The 17,374-nt window shown below is 74.4% G+C and carries 13 protein-coding genes; 9 read left to right on the top strand and 4 right to left on the bottom strand.

Annotated elements, in window-relative coordinates; all coding sequences use genetic code 11:
• Positions 1-42: 42 nt before the first annotated feature.
• A complete protein-coding gene (locus FM076_RS04295; RefSeq protein ID WP_173868603.1) occupies positions 43-1,683 on the bottom strand; it encodes an AMP-binding protein in 1,641 nt (546 codons plus the stop codon).
• A 248-nt stretch (positions 1,684-1,931) separates the two neighbouring features.
• On the opposite strand from FM076_RS04295, the gene FM076_RS04290 reads away from it, so the two are divergent.
• The 7 genes from FM076_RS04290 (at position 1,932) to FM076_RS04260 (ending at position 8,766) form a co-directional block, all read left to right on the top strand.
• Entirely contained in the window at positions 1,932-2,732 is an 801-nt protein-coding gene (locus tag FM076_RS04290) for a crotonase/enoyl-CoA hydratase family protein (protein ID WP_173868602.1), read from the top strand.
• 64 nt (positions 2,733-2,796) lie between these two features.
• Positions 2,797-3,768 carry a Zn-ribbon domain-containing OB-fold protein gene (locus tag FM076_RS04285; RefSeq protein WP_173868601.1) on the top strand — a complete coding sequence of 324 codons (972 nt, stop codon included), beginning with the start codon at positions 2,797-2,799 and terminating at the stop codon, positions 3,766-3,768.
• Positions 3,765-4,880 carry a thiolase domain-containing protein gene (locus tag FM076_RS04280; RefSeq protein ID WP_173868600.1) on the top strand — a complete coding sequence of 372 codons (1,116 nt, stop codon included), beginning with the start codon at positions 3,765-3,767 and terminating at the stop codon, positions 4,878-4,880. Before FM076_RS04285 ends, FM076_RS04280 begins: the two co-directional genes overlap by 4 nt.
• Positions 4,881-4,909: 29 nt before the next feature.
• On the top strand, positions 4,910-6,076 hold the full coding sequence (locus FM076_RS04275) for a thiolase domain-containing protein (protein ID WP_173874500.1): 1,167 nt from the start codon (positions 4,910-4,912) through the stop codon (positions 6,074-6,076).
• A gap of 165 nt (positions 6,077-6,241) precedes the next feature.
• Entirely contained in the window at positions 6,242-6,460 is a 219-nt protein-coding gene (locus FM076_RS04270; RefSeq protein ID WP_173868599.1) for a DUF397 domain-containing protein, read from the top strand.
• Between the two features lie 175 nt (positions 6,461-6,635).
• Complete coding sequence (locus FM076_RS04265) at positions 6,636-8,114, top strand: AAA family ATPase (RefSeq protein WP_173868598.1); 1,479 nt, start codon at positions 6,636-6,638, stop codon at positions 8,112-8,114.
• A 154-nt stretch (positions 8,115-8,268) separates the two neighbouring features.
• A complete protein-coding gene (locus FM076_RS04260; RefSeq protein ID WP_173868597.1) occupies positions 8,269-8,766 on the top strand; it encodes a hypothetical protein in 498 nt (165 codons plus the stop codon).
• A gap of 81 nt (positions 8,767-8,847) precedes the next feature.
• On the opposite strand, the gene FM076_RS04255 is transcribed toward FM076_RS04260, so the two are convergent.
• Positions 8,848-10,875, bottom strand: a complete 2,028-nt coding sequence (locus FM076_RS04255; protein ID WP_173868596.1) for an N-acetylmuramoyl-L-alanine amidase — start codon at positions 10,873-10,875, stop codon at positions 8,848-8,850.
• 201 nt (positions 10,876-11,076) lie between these two features.
• Positions 11,077-12,327, bottom strand: coding sequence for an aminoglycoside phosphotransferase family protein (locus FM076_RS04250; RefSeq protein WP_243274292.1), 1,251 nt, complete (start codon positions 12,325-12,327; stop codon positions 11,077-11,079).
• A 248-nt stretch (positions 12,328-12,575) separates the two neighbouring features.
• Between FM076_RS04250 and FM076_RS04245 the strand changes: the two genes are divergently transcribed.
• Complete coding sequence (locus tag FM076_RS04245) at positions 12,576-14,156, top strand: DNA-binding protein NsdB (protein WP_173868595.1); 1,581 nt, start codon at positions 12,576-12,578, stop codon at positions 14,154-14,156.
• Between the two features lie 178 nt (positions 14,157-14,334).
• Here FM076_RS04245 and FM076_RS04240 read toward each other — a convergent pair whose 3' ends face one another.
• On the bottom strand, positions 14,335-15,900 hold the full coding sequence (locus FM076_RS04240; protein WP_173868594.1) for a PP2C family protein-serine/threonine phosphatase: 1,566 nt from the start codon (positions 15,898-15,900) through the stop codon (positions 14,335-14,337).
• Between the two features lie 436 nt (positions 15,901-16,336).
• On the opposite strand from FM076_RS04240, the gene FM076_RS04235 reads away from it, so the two are divergent.
• Positions 16,337-17,374, top strand: a 1,038-nt coding sequence (locus FM076_RS04235; protein ID WP_173868593.1) for a HEAT repeat domain-containing protein, incomplete at its 3' end; no start/stop codon positions are given.

The raw sequence follows: 17,374 nt of genomic DNA, 5'->3' as shown, positions 1-17,374 counted from the left end.
CGGCGGCTGGGCCCGCCGCCGGACGTCTCCCCGTCCGGCGTCTCACCGGCGCGGCGGGCCCAGGACGTCGCGCGCCCAGCGGTAGTCCGCCTTGCCGCTGGGCGAGCGCTGGATGCGCTCGGTGAGCACGACGGTGCGGGGCACCTTGTAGCCCGCGAGCCGGGTGCGGGCGTGTTCCCGTACCGCCTCCGCGGTGAGCGACGCGCCGCCGGCACCGGCCCGCACCTGGACGACGGCCGCGACGCGGCTGCCCCACTTCTCGTCCGGGACGCCCGCGACGAGGGCGTCGTAGATGTCCGGATGGGACTTGAGCACCTCCTCGACCTCTTCGGGGTAGACCTTCTCGCCGCCGGTGTTGATGCACTGGGAGCCCCGGCCCAGGACGGTGACCACGCCGTTCTCGTCGACCGTGGCCATGTCGCCGAGGAGCACCCAGCGGGCGCCGTCCGCCTCGAAGAACGTCTCGGCGCTCTTGGCCGGGTCGTTGTAGTAGCCCAGCGGTACGTGCCCGCGCAGCGCGATGCGGCCGGTCCCGCCGGGCGGCACGGGCCTGCGGGTGGCGGGATCGACCACGGCCGTCCCGTCGTTGACGGTGATCCGGAAGCCCCTCTGCGGCCCCGAGTCCGCGGTGGCCGTGCCGTTGAAGCCGGACTCGGAGGAGCCGAAGTTGTTGATGAGCACGGCGTGCGGCACCAGCGCGGAGAACTGCTCCCGCACGGTCTGGGAGAGGACGGCGCCGGAGCTGGAGACCGCCAGCAGCGACGAGCAGTCGGTGCCCCGCAGCGGTCCCGCCAGGGCGTCCACCAGGGGCCGCAGCATGGCGTCGCCCACCAGGGAGACCGCGGTCACCCGCTCGCGCTCGACGGTGCGCAGCACCTCCTCGGGCACGAACTTGCGGTGCAGCACCACCTTCTGCCCGTAGTTCAGCCCGATGAAGAGGGTGAGCGTGGAGGTGCCGTGCATCAGCGGGGGAGTGGGGAAGAAGACCAGGCCCTCCCCGCCGGCCGCGACCCGTTCGGCCAGTTCCTCGGGCCGGGAGACCGGCTCACCCGTGGGCGCGCCGCCGCCGAGCCCGGAGAAGAAGAGGTCCTCGGCCCGCCACATCACCCCTTTGGGCATGCCTGTGGTGCCGCCGGTGTAGAGGAGGAACAGATCGTCGGCCGAGCGCGGTGCGAAGTCGCGCGCGGCCGAGCCCGCGGCCTCCGCCTCGGCGAACGCGACCGGCCGTCGCCCTGCGGCGACCGGTTCGGGTGCCCCCTCGGGCGCGGGCCCGACCCGCACCAGATGGCGCAGCCCGGTCGCGCGGGGCAGCACCGCCGCCACCCGCGCGGTGAACTCGCCGTCGAAGACGAGCGCGGCCAGATCGGCGTCCCGGTACAGGTACGCCAACTCGTCCTCGATGTAGCGGTAGTTGACGTTGACGGGGACGGCGCGGATCTTCAGGCAGGCGAGCAGGGTCTGCACGTACTCGACGCCGTTGTACAGGTGCACTCCGACATGGTCGCCGGGCGCGATGCCGTGGTCGGCCAGGTGGTGCGCCAGGCGGTTGGCGGCCTGGTCCAGTTCCGCGTAGGACAGCCGGCGTTCCGCTCCCGTGCCGGGGTGGTCGAGGTACACCAGTGCCTCGCGCCGCGGGACGGTGTCGGCGATCGACTCGAACAGGTCGGCAAGGTTGTACTCCACGGCGCGCTCCTCCATACCCGGCCCGGCATGCGTACTCGTGTGGCGTGCGTGCTCCGGTGTGCGTCCCCCGCGCGTGTCGTCCGGCGCTCATCAGAGCACCGGGGCGCGAAGACGGGAAGAGCCCCGGCACAAGAAATGTGACGGGTAGTCAGAAACCTCTTGCGGTCCCGGCCCCGCTCCTGCAACCTGTTCCAGATCCACGAGGTCCGCAAAGGCTGCTCTCCGGCCCTGGAGACGGGAGGCCCCCTATGGGCGGCACCGAACATCTGTCCGTGGAGCGGGTGGGAGCCACCCTGGTGCTCACCCTCGACCGACCCGAGGCGAAGAACGCCCTCTCCCTGCCCATGCTCGTCGGCCTCCACGACGGCTGGGCCGAGGCCGACGAGGACGACGCCATCCGCTCCGTCGTCCTCACCGGCGCGGGCGGCGCCTTCTGCGCGGGCATGGACCTCAAAGCCCTGGCCGGGGACGGCATGGCGGGCGAGCAGTACCGCGCGCGGCTGCGTGCGGACCCCGACCTGCACTGGAAGGCCATGCTCCGGCACCACCGCCCGCGCAAACCGGTGATCGCCGCCGTCGAGGGCCACTGCGTGGCGGGCGGTACGGAGATCCTGCAGGGCACCGACATCCGGGTGGCCGGCGAGAGCGCCGTCTTCGGCCTCTACGAGGTGCGCCGCGGGCTGTTCCCCATTGGCGGCTCCACCGTGCGCCTCCCCCGGCAGATCCCCCGCACCCACGCGCTGGAGATGCTGCTCACGGGGCGCCCCTACAGTGCGGCCGAGGCCGAGCGCATCGGGCTGATCGGACGCGTCGTACCGGACGGCACCGCCCTGGACGCCGCCCTGGAGACCGCCGAACGCGTCAACGCCTGCGGCCCGCTGGCCGTCGAAGCCGTCAAGGCATCCGTCCACGAGACCGCCGACATGACGGAGCGGGACGGACTCGCCGCCGAACTGAAGCGCGGCTGGCCCCTGTTCGACACCGCCGACGCCAAGGAGGGAGCGCGCGCCTTCGCGGAGAAACGGCAGCCGCGCTTCCGTCGGGCGTGACCGCCGGCCCCGCCCTCGTGCGCACGACCGGCAACCAGACCCCAGCCCTACCCGGGGGGACCCCATGAACACCGCACCGTCGCACGAGGTACTGAGCGCACCCCTGGTCGTCGAGTTCCCCTTCACCCGCTCGCTCGGCCCCGTCCAGAGCGCGTTCCTCACCGGGCTGCGCGAAAGGACCGTCCTGGGTGTCAGGGCGAGCGACGGCCGCACGCTCGTGCCGCCCACCGAGTACGACCCTGTCACCGCCGAGGAGATCCGCGACCTGGTGGAGGTCGGACAGGCGGGCACCGTCACCACCTGGTGCTGGAACGGCTCCCCGCGCAGAGGGCAGCCCCTGCGGCACCCCTTCGCCTGGGTGCTGGTCCGCCTCGACGGTGCCGACACCGCCCTCCTGCACGCACTGGACGCACCGGACGGCCCGGACTCGGTCCGCACGGGGATGCGCGTGCGCATCCGGTGGGCCGAGGAGCGCGGCGGCGCCATCACGGACATCGCCTGCTTCGAACCCGACCGCGAGGGGGGCACCCGGCCACCGGCCCGGCCCGCCCCGCACACCGGGGAGTTCACCGACCCCGTGACCGGGATCGTCGCGCACGCCCGCCTCGACTACACCTACACCCCCGGCCGCGCCCAGACCCGCTACCTGGAAGCCCTCGCGGAGCACCGCACCATGGGGGAGCGCTGTCCGCGCTGCCGCAAGGTCTACGTCCCGCCGCGCGGCGCGTGCCCCACCTGCGGAGTGCCGACCCGCGAACAGGTGGAGGTCGGCCCCGCGGGCACGGTCACCACCTTCTGCGTCGTCAACATCAAGGCCAAGGGGCTCGACATCGAAGTGCCCTACGTCTACGCGCACATCGCCCTCGACGGCGCGGGGCTGGCGCTGCACGGCCGGATCGGCGGCATCCCCTACGACCAGGTGCGGATGGGGCTGCGGGTGGAGCCGGTGTGGACCGGGTCGGGCCGCTACCCCGACCACTACCGGCCCACAGGCGAACCGGACGCCCCCTACCAGACGTACAAGGAGCTGCTGTGACCAGCCGCGAAGCCAGGTCCGTCGCCGTCGTCGCCGTCGCGCAGACCGACCACGTCCGCGCGGCCGACGGCCTCTCCGAGGTGGAGATGCTGCTGCCCGTGCTGCGCGACGTCCTCGGCCGGACAGGACTGTCGGCCGGGGAGATCGACTTCACCTGCTCCGGCTCCTCCGACTACCTGGCGGGCCGCCCCTTCTCCTTCACCATGGCGCTCGACGGGGTGGGCGCGTGGCCGCCCATCTCCGAGTCGCACGTCGAGATGGACGGCGCCTTCGCGGTCTACGAGGCATGGGTGAAGATCCTCACCGGCGAGGCGGACACGGCACTGGTCTACGCCTACGGCAAGTCCTCGGCGGGCGACCTGCCCGAGGTCCTCACCCGGCAGCTCGACCCGTACTACCTGGCCCCGCTGTGGCCCGACTCCGTCGCGCTGGCCGCGCTCCAGGCCCGCGCCCTGATCGACGCGGGCGGCACCGACGAGCGGGAGCTGGCCCAGGTCGCCGCCCGCAGCAGACGGGCGGCCCGGGACAACCCGCACGCGCGGCTGCGGGGTTCGCCCGACGCCGGGACCCTGCTGGAGAGCGACTACCTCGCCCGGCCGCTGCGCCGCCACGACCTGCCGCCCGTCACCGACGGCGCCGCAGCCGTGGTGCTCGCCGCCGGAGAGGTCGCCCACCGCCTGACCGGCCCCGACCGCCGGCCCGCCTGGATCCGCGGCATGGACCACCGCGTCGAACCGCACGGCCTCGGCCTGCGCGACCTCACCGACTCGCCCTCCACCCGGCTGTCCGCCGCACACGCCGGGCTGTTCGACGAAGGCGCCCCGCCCTGCGAGGTCGCCGAACTCCACGCCCCCTTCACCGCCCAGGAGGTCATCCTGCGCAAGGCGCTGCGGCTGGGCGAGGAGACCGTGGTCAACCCCTCCGGCGGGCCGCTGGCCGCCAACCCCGTGATGGCCGCCGGGCTGCTGCGGATCGGGGAGGCGGCGGCCCGGATCGGCCGGGGCGAGTGCCGGCGCGCCGTCGCCCACGCCACCTCGGGGCCCTGTCTCCAGCAGAACCTCGTCGCCGTCCTGGAGGCGGACGGTCCCGCCGAAGGAGGAGAGAGCGCATGAGCACCGACAAGGGGCGCCCGGGCCGGGCGGTGGGCAAGGAGCCCGTCGCGGTCGTCGGTGTCGGCCAGACCAAACACGTCTCCGCACGCCGGGACGTGTCGCTGGCGGGCCTGGTGCGCGAGGCGGCCGTACGGGCGCTGGAGGACGCCGGGCTCTCCTGGACCGACATCGACGCCGTGGTAATCGGCAAGGCGCCCGACTTCTTCGAGGGCGTCATGATGCCGGAGCTGTACCTCGCCGACGCCCTCGGCGCCGTCGGCAAGCCCATGCTGCGGGTGCACACGGCCGGTTCGGTCGGCGGCAGCACCGCACTGGTCGCCGCCAACCTGGTGGCCGCCCGCGTCCACGGCACCGTGCTGACCCTCGCCTTCGAGAAGCAGTCCGAGTCGAACGCCATGTGGGGCCTCTCCCTGCCCGTGCCGTTCCAGCAGCCGCTGCTGGCCGGCGCGGGCGGCTTCTTCGCCCCGCACGTGCGCGCCTACATGCGCCGCACCTCCGCCCCCTCCCACATCGGCGCCCTGGTCGCGTACAAGGACCGCCGCAACGCGCTCAAGAACCCGTACGCGCACCTGCACGAGGAGGACATCACCCTGGAGAAGGTCCAGTCCTCCCCGATGCTGTGGGACCCCATCCGCTACTCGGAGACCTGCCCCTCCTCCGACGGGGCGTGCGCCATGGTGCTGACCGACCGTGCGGGCGCCGCGCGCGCCCCGCGCCCTCCGGCCTGGGTGCACGGCGGCGCCATGCGCAGCGAACCGACCCTCTTCGCGGGCAAGGACGCCGTCTCACCGCGCGCCGGCAGCGACTGCGCCGCCGACGTCTACCGGCAGGCGGGCATCACCGACCCGCGCCGCGAGATCGACGCCGTCGAGATGTACGTGCCCTTCTCCTGGTACGAACCGATGTGGCTGGAGAACCTCGGCTTCGCCAAGGAGGGGGAGGGCTGGCAGCTGACCGAGTCCGGGGCCACCGCGCTGGACGGCGACCTGCCCGTCAACCCCTCCGGCGGGGTGCTGTCCACCAACCCCATCGGCGCCTCCGGCATGCTCCGCTTCGCCGAGGCCGCCCTCCAAGTGCGCGGGCTGGCGGGCGCGCACCAGGTGGAGGGGGCGCGCAGAGCACTGGGGCACGCCTATGGGGGAGGCGCGCAGTTCTTCTCGATGTGGCTGGTCGCCGCCGAGCCCCCCACCCGGTGAGCCCACGGTCCCCCGCGGACTCCGTCCCCGGCCGCTCCCGTCCCGCTCTCCCCCTCCGCTTCCCGCCCTTCCCTCCATCACTTTTCCCTCCTTCCGCGCCCTGTCCCAGCGGCCAGGAGCGTGGTTAGGGTGTCGCCGGGACGACCACGACCGGGAGGAGTACGCGTGGCCCACCGCACCGCCGAGCAGCCCGAACTCGATCTGAGCAGGGCGCAGTGGCAGTCCAGCAGCCGGGGTTCCGGTGACGTCGAGATCGCCTTCGTGGAGGGCTTCGTCGCCATGCGGAACGGCAGCCAGCCCGACAAGCCCGCACTCATCTTCGATCCGGGCGAGTGGCGCGCTTTCGTACGCGGGGCGCGCGAGGGGGAGTTCGACCTCACCTGACGCGCCGGAGCACGCCGCCCGCGCACGTGCCTGCGTACACCCTGACATCCGCCCGAGGGACGCACACGCTCACCGGTCCGGCGTCTTCCCAACCCCCGTCACGGCCACCCCCGCTGGCGTAGGCTCGCCCCAACTGCCGGAGCCGGGACGACGCGAGGACGGCGAGGACACCATCGTGGCGCTGCTGGAACGGGAAGCCGAACTCGCGGCCGTCGACCGGGGACTGGCCCGGCTGTGCGACGGCGGCGCAGGCGGCGCGCGCCCGGCGCACACCGCCCGCCCCGGCACGCCCCTCGCCTTCACCGGAGCCGCGGGCCTCGGCAAGACGGCCCTGCTGCGCGAGACCGCCGCCCGCGCGGCGGCACGCGGCTGCACCGTCGTCCACGCGACCGCCGGAGAACAGGAGCAGGAGGTCGGCCTCCACCTCCTCCGCGCGCTGCTCGAACCCCTGCTGCCCGTGCTCGACGAGCACCGGATACGCACCGCGCTGGGCAGGACCTACCACCTCGCCGCCCGGGCCGCGGGGCTGCCCGCACCCTGCCGCGCCGTCGCACCCCATCCCGGGCAGGTACGCCGCGCACTCGACGGGCTGCTCGCACACGCCGCCGAACACCTCGCGGCACGCGGCGCCCCGCTCGTCCTCCTCATCGACGACGCCCACTGGGCCGACCCCGCCTCGCTGGCCTGGCTCACCGGCTTCCTGCCCCGCGCCGCCGAACTCCCCCTGCTCTGCGCGCTGGCCTACGACACGGGCCGGCCGCGCCCGGACACGGCCGGCCCGCACACCGCGCTCGACAGCGGCGCGGCCACCTCGTACGCCCTCCAGGCACTGAGCGCCCAGGCCGTGGAGACCCTCGTCCGGGACACCCTGTGCGGGCCCGATGACGCCTCCTTCACGAAGGAGTGCTGGGTCCTCACCGGCGGCGTCCCCCTCGCCGTCACCGAACTGCTGGCCCGCGCCCGCCGGACCGGGCTCGCCCCGCACCGCGACAGTCTGTCCCGGCTGCCCGGCCTCGCCCGCACCCTCCACGGCACGGGCTTCCTCGACCACCTGGAGAGCCTCGGCACCGCCTGCGTACGGCTCAGCTGGGCGGTGGCCGTCCTCGGTGCCGACGCCACCCTCCCGCTCGCCGCGCGCGTCGCGGGGCTCACCGGCGCGGCGGCACACGACGCGGCGGACACCCTGCGCCGGGAGCGGGTCCTGGGAGCGTCGCCCCACTTCACCCACCCCTCCCTCGCCGGTGAGGTCTACCGCGCCGTTCCCGCCAGCCTCCGTACCGCCCTGCACGGACAGGCGGCCGCCACGCTCGCCGCCGCCGGACCCGGGGCGGGCACCTCGGCGCGGCACCTGCTGGAGATCCACCCCGACGCCGACCCCGATGTGGTGGACCGGTTGCGCCGCGCCGCCCACGCGTACGCGGTCGCGGGCGCCCCCGAGACTGCCTACCGCTTCCTGGGGCGGGCGCTGAGCGAACCGCCGGCCCGGTGCGACCGGCCGGCCGTGCTGTACGAGCTGGCCTCGGCCGCCTTGCGGTCCGGTGCCCCAGCCGCCGCGGTCCACCCCCTCCGCGCCGCCCTCGCCGAACCCGACTGCGCCCCGGCCCTCCGCTCCCGGGTCACCCGCCTCCTGGCCCGCGCCACCGCCGGCTCCTGAGCACCGCCCGCCCTCCCGCCGGGGGTGTCGTGGACGCGGAGGAGCGGGCGTGCCGGAGCGGGCCCGGAAGGGCGGGCGCGGCCGTGGGGCGGAGGGGCCGGCCCGGCCGATGCCGCCCGTGTGGTGCGCGGTGGCGGCCACGTACTATTGCGGCATGTCGTTCCTCCGCCGCCGCAGCGCCGCCGTGCCCGCAGGCCCGGACTTCGATGTCCTGGCCATGGACCCGTCCGACTGGCCGGGAAATCTCGGCGCGGGCCTGCTGCCCGCGCCGGACGGCACCTGCCAGGGCGTCTTCCTCCGCTACGACCTGTTCGGCGGACGCGGCCCGGCGATGATCATCGGCAATCTCCCCGAGGGCTCACCGGCGCGTGAGGTCGAGGAGGGCGAGGTGCCGTTCGAGGTGGCCCAGCTGCTGTCCGCGCTGGAGAACGACGAGCACGTCGAGGTCGTCGGCACCGAGGACGACCCGGTGATGCACGAGGACAACCTGCTGATCGTGCGCCGGATCAAGCTGTCGGAGGACCGGATCTCCTGCGTGCAGTTCGACCGCAGCGACGGCGTCCTGGTCACCATCGCCAGCTGGGACCGGCCCATCACCAACGACCTGTACGCGCTGCTCAAGCCGCTGCCCGCGGAGCTGTTCCAGCAGTAGTCCCCGGCTGTTCCAGCAGTAGTCCCGCGACCGCCGCCCCCTTCCCCGGCCGGGGAAGGGGGCGGCGGCGTCAGCGGACGCTCACCGCACCACCCGCACGTCGTCCGCCTTCACGAACGCCACCCGGTGGCCGAGCTGGATCTGGTAGTACTGCTGCCGGCCCCGCACGACCTGGAACTTCTCCGCGCCGGGGTCGTAGGCCACGGCGTACAGGTACTCGCCCGGGGTCTTCAGGCCCGCCACATAGCGCTGTCCGGCAGCCACCTTGTAGGGCAGCGGGGAGAGCGCCTGCACGGGCACGCCCTGCGGATACGCGTCCGCCTCGGGGTAGGCCCGCCCGTAGACGGTGATCTCGTCGCGGCCCTCCCGGGGCTCGATCAGGGTGCCCCGGCCCGGAACCGCGACCGGCTGCCGGGCGGGATTGTGGAACCATGCCTTCCGGCCGAGGTACCAGATGGCCGTCCACGCGCCCTTCCGCTCCGCCACCGCGTACTGCTGTCCCGCTGTGGCGCGCGCCCCGGTGTCGTTGACGCCCGTCGTGGCGGGGGACCCGTCAGGGCGCAGCCCCACATCGTTGACCAGCGGCGACGACGCGTCCGGCGCCTGGTGCAGCCGTACCGCCGAGGAGCCGTGCGCCGCGCAGGGCCTGCCGGAGGAGTCGCAGCCGGTGAAGACCGGCTCGTTCTCGTCGTAGGAGGGCCTGATCGTCACCACGCCCGACTTCGGGCCCGCCTTGGGCGTGAACGGCTTGCCCAGCAGCTGGAAGTAGTGCTCCCAGTCCCAGTAGGGGCCCGGATCGGTGTGCATGCCCTTGACGCCGGAGGCCGTACTGGCGGGCACGTTGTCGTGGCCGAGGACGTGCTGCCGGTCCAGCGGGATGTCGTACTTCGCGGCCAGATACCGCACCAGCCGCGCCGAACTGCGGTACATGGCCTCGGTGAACCAGGCGTCCGGGTCCGTGAGGAAACCCTCGTGCTCCAGGCCGACCGACGTGGAGTTGACGTACCAGTTGCCCGCGTGCCAGGCGGCGTCCTTGGTGCGCACGTGCTGGGCGATGTGCCCGTCTGAGGCGCGCAGTGTGTAGTTCCACGACACGTACGTCGGGTCGGAGACCAGACCGAGCGTCGTCTCGTAGGTCGCCTCGGTGTCGTGGACGACGATGTAGTCGATCTTCTGCGAGAAGGGCCGCCGCGCCTTGTCGTGGTTGCCGTAGTCCTCCGCGCCGGAGCTGTCCGTCCACTTCTCGTACGGCGCCGGGAGCCACTCGCAGTCCACGCTCCGGGGGCACTCCGCCGCCTCCGAGGCGTCCGAGAGCCCGGTGCCGGGCCGCCCGGCGGCCTTCGGCGTGCGCAGCTTCGGGGCGGGCTCCAGCGTGACGGTCTCGCCCGTGTCCGTGGTGCGGCGTTCACCCTGCCGGATGACGTCGAACACGTCGTTGGCGAACGCCTTGGCGTCCGGGTCGCCGTGCCCGCCGCCCGGGAAGGCGGCCACGGCCTCGTACCAGTCGGCGGGGTCGGTGCTCGGCCGGTGGCCCAGCCGCTTCTGCGCGTCCGCCAGCAGCGCGGCACCGCCCCGTACGTTCGCCGCGGGGGAGGAGCGCAGCGCCGAGCGCGAGAGCCCCGTCAGCCCGGCCGCCCGCTCCAGCGTCCGCAGCCGGGCCGGCAGCTTCCCGGCCGCCCCCGGCCGCGGCGGCTCCTCGGCCACCCGGGCCGGCCGCGCCGTGTCGCCCCGCGCGTCCTCCGTACCGGCGTGGCCCGCGGACCGGGAGGAGGCCAGCGCCGTACGCGCGTCGGTCAGATGCATCGGGCCGTAGCCGCCGGAGACGCTGGGCGCACCCTGGTGCGTGTCCCAGCGCGACTGGAGGTACGAGACGCCCAGCAGCACGCTCTCGGGTACGTGGTAGCGGTCGGCCTCGGCCGCGAACTGGCGCTGGAGCGTGCCGGGGCCGCTGCGGTCCGCCGCCTGCGTGCCGGCCGTCAGCAGGGGGACGACCAGCGCGGCCGCCACCAGCGGCACGGCGGCGGAGCGGGCGCCGCGCCCGCGAGCTGTTCCACCGTTGGGTCTGCCGCCGGCGGGCGTGCCGTCGGGGTCACGGAAGGATCGTGGCAATGCCGCCTCCTCGGACTGTGCGCCGTGAGGTCACGGACGCGCGCAGTCCTCAGACGTACCGACTGGCCGACGATCCGTCAATCATTCCGCGCCGGGGGCCCGTCGGCACCGGTTGCGGGAGGCGGCGGCGTACGGCATCCGGGGCCGGGGCGTCACCGGTTCGAACCGGTGACGCCACCCCGTCGCCCGCGCCGCGGACGGTCAGCGGGTGCCGACGGCGGCCCGTACGGCCCGCCGCGCGGTACCGCAGTCCTCGTGCAGCCTGCGCAGCAGCAGCCGCTGCGCCTCGCCGGTGGGCATCGCGCCCGCCCGGACCGCCGCCGCGGCCTCGGCGGCGACCTGCGGGGAGGGGTCGCGCATGGTGCGCTGCACCGCCGTCTCGTAGGTGCGGATCTCCCGGGTGAGGATCAGCATCAGATTCACCAGGAAGGCGTCCCGTGCCGCGGGCCCCGCCTTCTGCGCGAGCTGGCTGATCTGACGGCGCGCCAGCGGTGCGTCCCCCAGCACCGACCAGAGCGACGCCAGATCGTATCCGGGCAGGTACCAGCCCGCGTGCTCCCAGTCGACCAGCGACGGCCCCGTCGGGCCGAGCATCACATTGGTGAGCAGCGCGTCACCGTGGCAGAACTGCCAGGGCACGCTGCGCCTGCCGCCCGGGCCCGCGGGCTGCGCCAGACCGTGCAGCAGCTTCTGCAGGTCGCCCATGTCGCGGTCGGTGAGCAGCCCCTGCTGGTGGTAGCGCTCCAGCCGCGCCGGGTAGTCCACGGGCCGCTCGAACAGGCCCGGCGGGGGCTCCCACTGGTTGACCCGGTGGAAGGAGCCGATCACCGCGCGCAGGTCCGGGACCGGTGGCGCCTCGAGGGGGTGCCGCTGGGCCGACGCCACCCGGCCCGGCACCCGTTCGATCACCAGCGTGCAGGTGTCCGGGTCGGCGGCGATCAGCCGGGGTGTGCGGACGGGGGCCCGGTGTCGTACGAAGGCCCGGTACACCGCTATTTCGTGCTGGAAGCGCTCCACCCAGGCGGGGGAGTGGTCCACCAGGCACTTGGCGATGACCGTGTTGCGCCCCGCCGTGCCGGCGAGCAGGACGGACCGGCCGCGCCTGCGGAGCAGCTGGACGGGCGCGAAGTCCGGGCAGATCCGGTGGACCGCGGCGATGGCGGTACGGAGCTGGGCGCCTTGCGGGCCGGACAGGTCCAGCCTCCCGCTGACGGGCCGGGACTGTGTGGCGGCCGGGCGAGCGGGCGCGCGCCGCCCCATGAGCGCGCCGGGGTGCGGGCCGGGCAGCCCCGGCGCGCGCGACGGGTCGCGCGCGGGATCGGGCGCCAGCACCGCTCCCCTTCCGTAGGGCGGCGGGCCGTAGGGCTGCGGCGGGGCCGCGCTCGGGTAGGGCTGCGGCGGGGCGGCACGCGGCCGGCGCTGCACGGACACGGGGGACGGTGCTGAATACATGGGCGCGCGAGATCCCTTCGTGTGCCGACGGGGGTCCACGCCTCCCCGGCCGTCCGTCGCGTCCCGGGCACCCTGGGGAATGCGGGGCCGGACAGCAGGACCGGGGTGGCGCGTTCCTACAGCACACCCTCCGGCGGGTGGCACACCATCTGGCGGACCCTGGCGAACCCTGGCGAATACGCGCGGGGCCGCCGTACCGGGTCCTGGTGAAGCTACTGTCAACTCAGCCGAGAACCTGGGGGCTTGACGTGACCAAGGGACCCAACGCGCGCCTGGCGGACCTCTTCGCCCTCGCCGGCTGGTCGAAGGGCGAACTCGCCCGGCTGGTCAACCGGCAGGCGGCGGCGATGGGCTATCCGCAGCTGGCGACGGACACCTCACGCGTACGGCGCTGGATCGACACGGGGGAGACCCCGCGCGACCCGGTGCCCAAGGTGCTGGCGTCCCTGTTCACCGAGCGACTCGGCCGTGTCGTGACCACTGAGGACCTCGGGTTCAGCCGACCGGGACAGACGGCCCAGGGCCAGCCCGCCGATGGGGTGCCCCTGCCGTCCGGGCAGGTTGCCGCGGTCCTCACCGAATTCACGGGAATGGACCTCATGCTCAACCGACGCGGCTTGGTGGGTGCGGGCGCCGCGCTCGCCGCAGGATCGGCACTCAGCAGTGCCATGCACGACTGGCTCAGGACGGAACCGGTGAACCCGTCCGCCGCGGGCACCGGAGCCCCGGCCGGAACCGCCCACGCCGGCCCGGCGGCGTACGACCGCTACGAGGCGGCGCCGGTGGGTCTCCAGGAGATCGAGGCGCTGGAACGTTCCGTGGAGGTGTTCCGCGCCTGGGACGCCGCCCGGGGCGGCGGCCTCCAGCGCAAGGCTGTGGTGGGGCAGCTCAACGAGGTGGGCGGCATGCTCGCCTACCACCACCCCGAACCGCTCCGCCGGCGCCTGTGGGGCGTGGCCGCCAACCTGGCGGTGCTGGCGGGGTGGATGTCGCACGACGTGGGCCTGGAGCCCACCGCCCAGAAGTACTTCGTCATCGCCGCGCACGCGGCCCGCGAGGGCGGCGACCGGCCGCGCGCCGGGGAGGCGCTCTCGCGCGCCGCCCGCCAGATGGTGCACCTGGGACGCCCCGACGACGCGCTCGACCTGGTGAGGCTCGCCCGGACCGGCTCCGGGGACGAGGCGCTGCCCCGGACGCGTGCCATGTTCCACACCATCGAGGCGTGGGCGCAGGCGTCCATGGGCCGGGGCCAGGAGATGCGGCGCACCCTGGGCCGGGCCGAGGAGCTGTTCGCCTCCGACAAAGGGGATGTGCCGCCGCCCAGTTGGATGCAGATGTTCGACGAGGCTGACCTGCACGGCATGGAGGCGCTCGCCTTCCGCACGCTCGCCGACCACGAGCCCGTCGCGGCCAAGGCGGCCGAGCGGCACGCCAAACGGGCCCTGGCACTGCGCGAGGAGGGCCGGCAGCGCTCCCAGATCTTCGACTACCTCTCCATGGCGTCGGCGTGCTTCATCTCCGACGACCCGGAACAGGCGGACCGTTACGCCCGCCTCGCCCTGCTCACCATCAGTGAGAACTCCTCGCACCGCACCTGGGACCGGCTGCGCGAGATGTACCGGCTCACCGGCCGGTACGCCGGGCACGGGAAGATCGCGGACCTGCGGGCGGAGATCCAGGAGGCGCTGCCCAGAGCGCCGAGGCCGTCCCGGAGTGCCAAGGGGCTCAAGGACGCGGACGAGCTGCGGCGGGCGCCCGGCCACCTCCAGGATGTGCGCAAGGCGCGGAGCGACCGGGGCCCGGGTCCGGGGGGGAGCCGATCCGTATGAGACCTGTCCGCGCGGGACGGCCTGTTCGTGCGGGACGGCCTGTTCGTGCGAGACGAGCTGTTTCGTGCGGGATGGCCTGTCCGCGCGGGGCGGTCAGTCCGCGCCGGATCTACCGGGGCGGGTGAGCCGCTCACGGTTCGGTCCCCGTCGGCTGAGGCGGTCGGCGGCCCGTGCGGGCCTACGCCGCCACCCGGGCGACCAGTACGCAGGCGTCGTCCTCGCGTTGCCTGTCGTCGAACTCCTCGGCGACCGCGCGGACGCAGTCCTGCGCCGACGCGGCGGCGGCGAACCGGCCCGCGAGACCGAGCAGCCGGGCGGCGCCCGGATGCGGGGCGCCCTCCTGGCGGGGTGCGCTCGGGTGCCCCCCTTCGGGGGCGAGGCCGTCCGTGTGCAGCACCAACAGGTCGCCGGGCGCCAGCTGTTCGGTGCGCTGGCCGAAGGAGGCCCCCGAGGTGACGCCGAGGAGCACGCCCTCGGGACGCGTCAGCACCCGGCCGCTCCCGCCGCGGAAGAGCAGCGGCGGCGGGTGGCCGGCCTGCGCCCAGGTGAGCGTGCGCGAACGCGGCTCGTAGCGCAGGCACAGCGCGCTGCCCAGGGACGGCTGGGCCGAGGAGTCGAGGAGCTGGTTCAGATGGCCCATCAGCGCGCCCGGCGAGACACCCGCGACCGCCATCCCGCGTACGGCCCCGAGGAGCAGGGCCACTCCGGAGGCGGCGGCGACGCCGTGGCCGGTCAGATCGCCGGCCGCGAGCAGGGTGGAGCCGTCCGGCAGCTCCAGCGCGTCGTACCAGTCGCCGCCGACCAGCGCACCGGTGGCGGACGGCAGGTACTGCGCGGCCAGATCGAGGGCGCCCCGGGCCCGTTCGTCACCGTGCGGGAACCGCAGGGAGCCGCGCCACTCGGGCAGCACCGCCCGCTGGAGTTCGACGGCGAGCCGGCGTTCGGTCTGGGCGAAGTGGCGCTCGCGCTGGAGCGAGTCCCGGGTCTCGCGGACCGCCCGTTCACTGCGCCGCAGTTCGCTGACGTCCCGCACCACCGCCCACATGGAGGCGGTGCCGCCGTCGTCGTCGAGCACCGGTTCGCCCACCAGGTGCACCGTGCGCACCGAGCCGTCCGGCCGGACGAGGCGGAACTCGTGGTCGATGGTCCTGCCGTCCACCAGACAGGCGGTGAACGCGGTGGCCAGGGCGGACTGGTCCTCGGGCAGCACCCACGAGGGCAGTTCGTCCAGCGAGAGGGGGCCGTCCTCCTCGGTCCTGCCGAAGATCCGGTACAGCTCGGGAGACCAGGAGACCTCGTCCGTCAGCAGGTTCCAGTCGGCGCTGCCGACCCGGCCGACCAGTTCGGACGCCGCGCCCGTGCGGGGAGGGGGGAGGACGCCGTAGGCGGCGCCGGGGGTGCCCTCGCCGCCGTCCTCGTCCCGCTCCTGGCGCGGTGGCAGGTCGGCGGCGGGGAAGCTGTGCGGCGCCTGGGGCGGCAGGCCCTCCCGTAACTGGTCGAGCTGGCTGCCCAGGTCGTCGAGTTGGTGCACGGCCAGCTCGCACAGCGCGCGCTGCCACCGTACGCGCAGGTCGCCCTCGGTGAGCGCGGGCTCCGGCACGTCCTCGTACGCGCTCCCTCCCGCGCCCCGCCGCACCGCGTCGAGGCCGCCGCGCAGGGTCCGTGCCTGGGTGATCAGAGCGTCCAGGGTGCCGCGGTCCGGGGGCTGCGCGGCGGAGTGGTCCGCATGCAGATGGGAGGACATAGAGGGCTCCGATACGGGGGAGATTCGGTTACGACTGTCGCACAGCCCGCGACTGCCCGTAAGGGATTCGGCCACACTCGATCCGGTGGTGCTGCTGTCATATGTCATCCATGACGTACACCCGACACCGACGACCGGCGGAGGAGCGTCTGCTGCGTCCGTCCGCGTTCGTCCGTCCACCGGGTCCCAGGACGCCTCACCGGACCCCGCCGTCCCCACCCGGAGGAGGGGGGACCGGGGGCCGGGCGCGGCCGGGGCGGTCCGGCCGGGGCCGGGGGCTCGGCGGAATGGTTTCTTCCGGGTAGGCTCCCGCTCTGACCGGCGGCGACGCCCGGGAAAAGTGAAACCCAGGAGTAGAACCGCCGTCACCGGCAAGAATGCCCGGCAACGGAAATCCCGTTGCCAGCCGAAGACCCCGCACCGGATGCTGACTCTTATGTTCGTCGATTCCGTCGATTCAGGCATAGCGCCCAGCGGTACGCTGCTCGGCCTCCTCCAGAGGGGCCGCGGCGACGGAACGCTGCACGCTCTCGCGGCGCCGCGCGCCGAAGCGCTCAGCGCGCTGCGGCACTGCGTCCTGCACGACCCCAGGCGCGACTGGCAGATCGAACACCGCTCGCTGTACTACGCACGCCTGCACAGGGAGCTGGACGCCGGGCTCGACGACATCGCCGCACATCTGTTCGACCCCGCTGACCTCCGGTGCACCCCCGAGGAGGCCGAGGTCCGCACCGGGCTCGCCCTCTCCGTCCTCGGCCACCTGGCCTCCTACGCGGCGGCCCAGGGCACCGACTGGCGCCGCAACGAGCCGCTGCGCCTGCTGCGCCGCTACGCCACCACCGGCACCAACTGGCAGTGGGCCCTCGACGAGCTCGCCGTACGCGACGACGACGCCGGGCTGCGCCCCCTGGGCCCCGCCATCCTGGCCCGCTTCCCCCAGACCCCCGAGGGCGACGCCGAGCTGGCCGCGGCGGCCCGTGACGCCTTCGAGCCCCGCCCCTGGCGCCTGTGGGCCGAGGACGCCGCGCACCCCGGACAGGCCGACCGGCTGCGACGGGTGCGGGAGTGCCGCTCCTTCGACCGCTGGCAGCGCCAGCTGCGCACCGACGGGCCCCGGCCCGGCTGGAACGTCCGCGAGATCCTCGACTGGGCCCAGGACGGCCACGAACAGCACCCGCCCCAGCACCGCGAGGCACCCGCGGCCCGCTGCCTGTCCGCCGTCGCCGGGCCGGACGACCGGCCGCTGCTGCTGGAGGCCGCCCGCGGCCACCGCGAGGCCGCCCGGGCCGCCGCCCTGCGGCACCTCGCCGACCGCGACGATCCCGCCGTGCTCGACCTCATCGAGGAGGCCGCGAACGACCCGGCCGAGACGGTCTCCCGCGCCGCCCTCTCCTCCTTCGCCCGCATGCGCTCCCAGGCGGCCCTGGAACGCGCCAGGCGCTGGGCCGCCGCCCCCGAGGGCAGCCTGCCCGCC

The organism is Streptomyces albus subsp. chlorinus (assembly GCF_013302895.1).
Classification (GTDB): domain Bacteria; phylum Actinomycetota; class Actinomycetes; order Streptomycetales; family Streptomycetaceae; genus Streptomyces; species Streptomyces chlorinus.
This window is presented reverse-complemented; position numbering and strand designations above follow the sequence as displayed.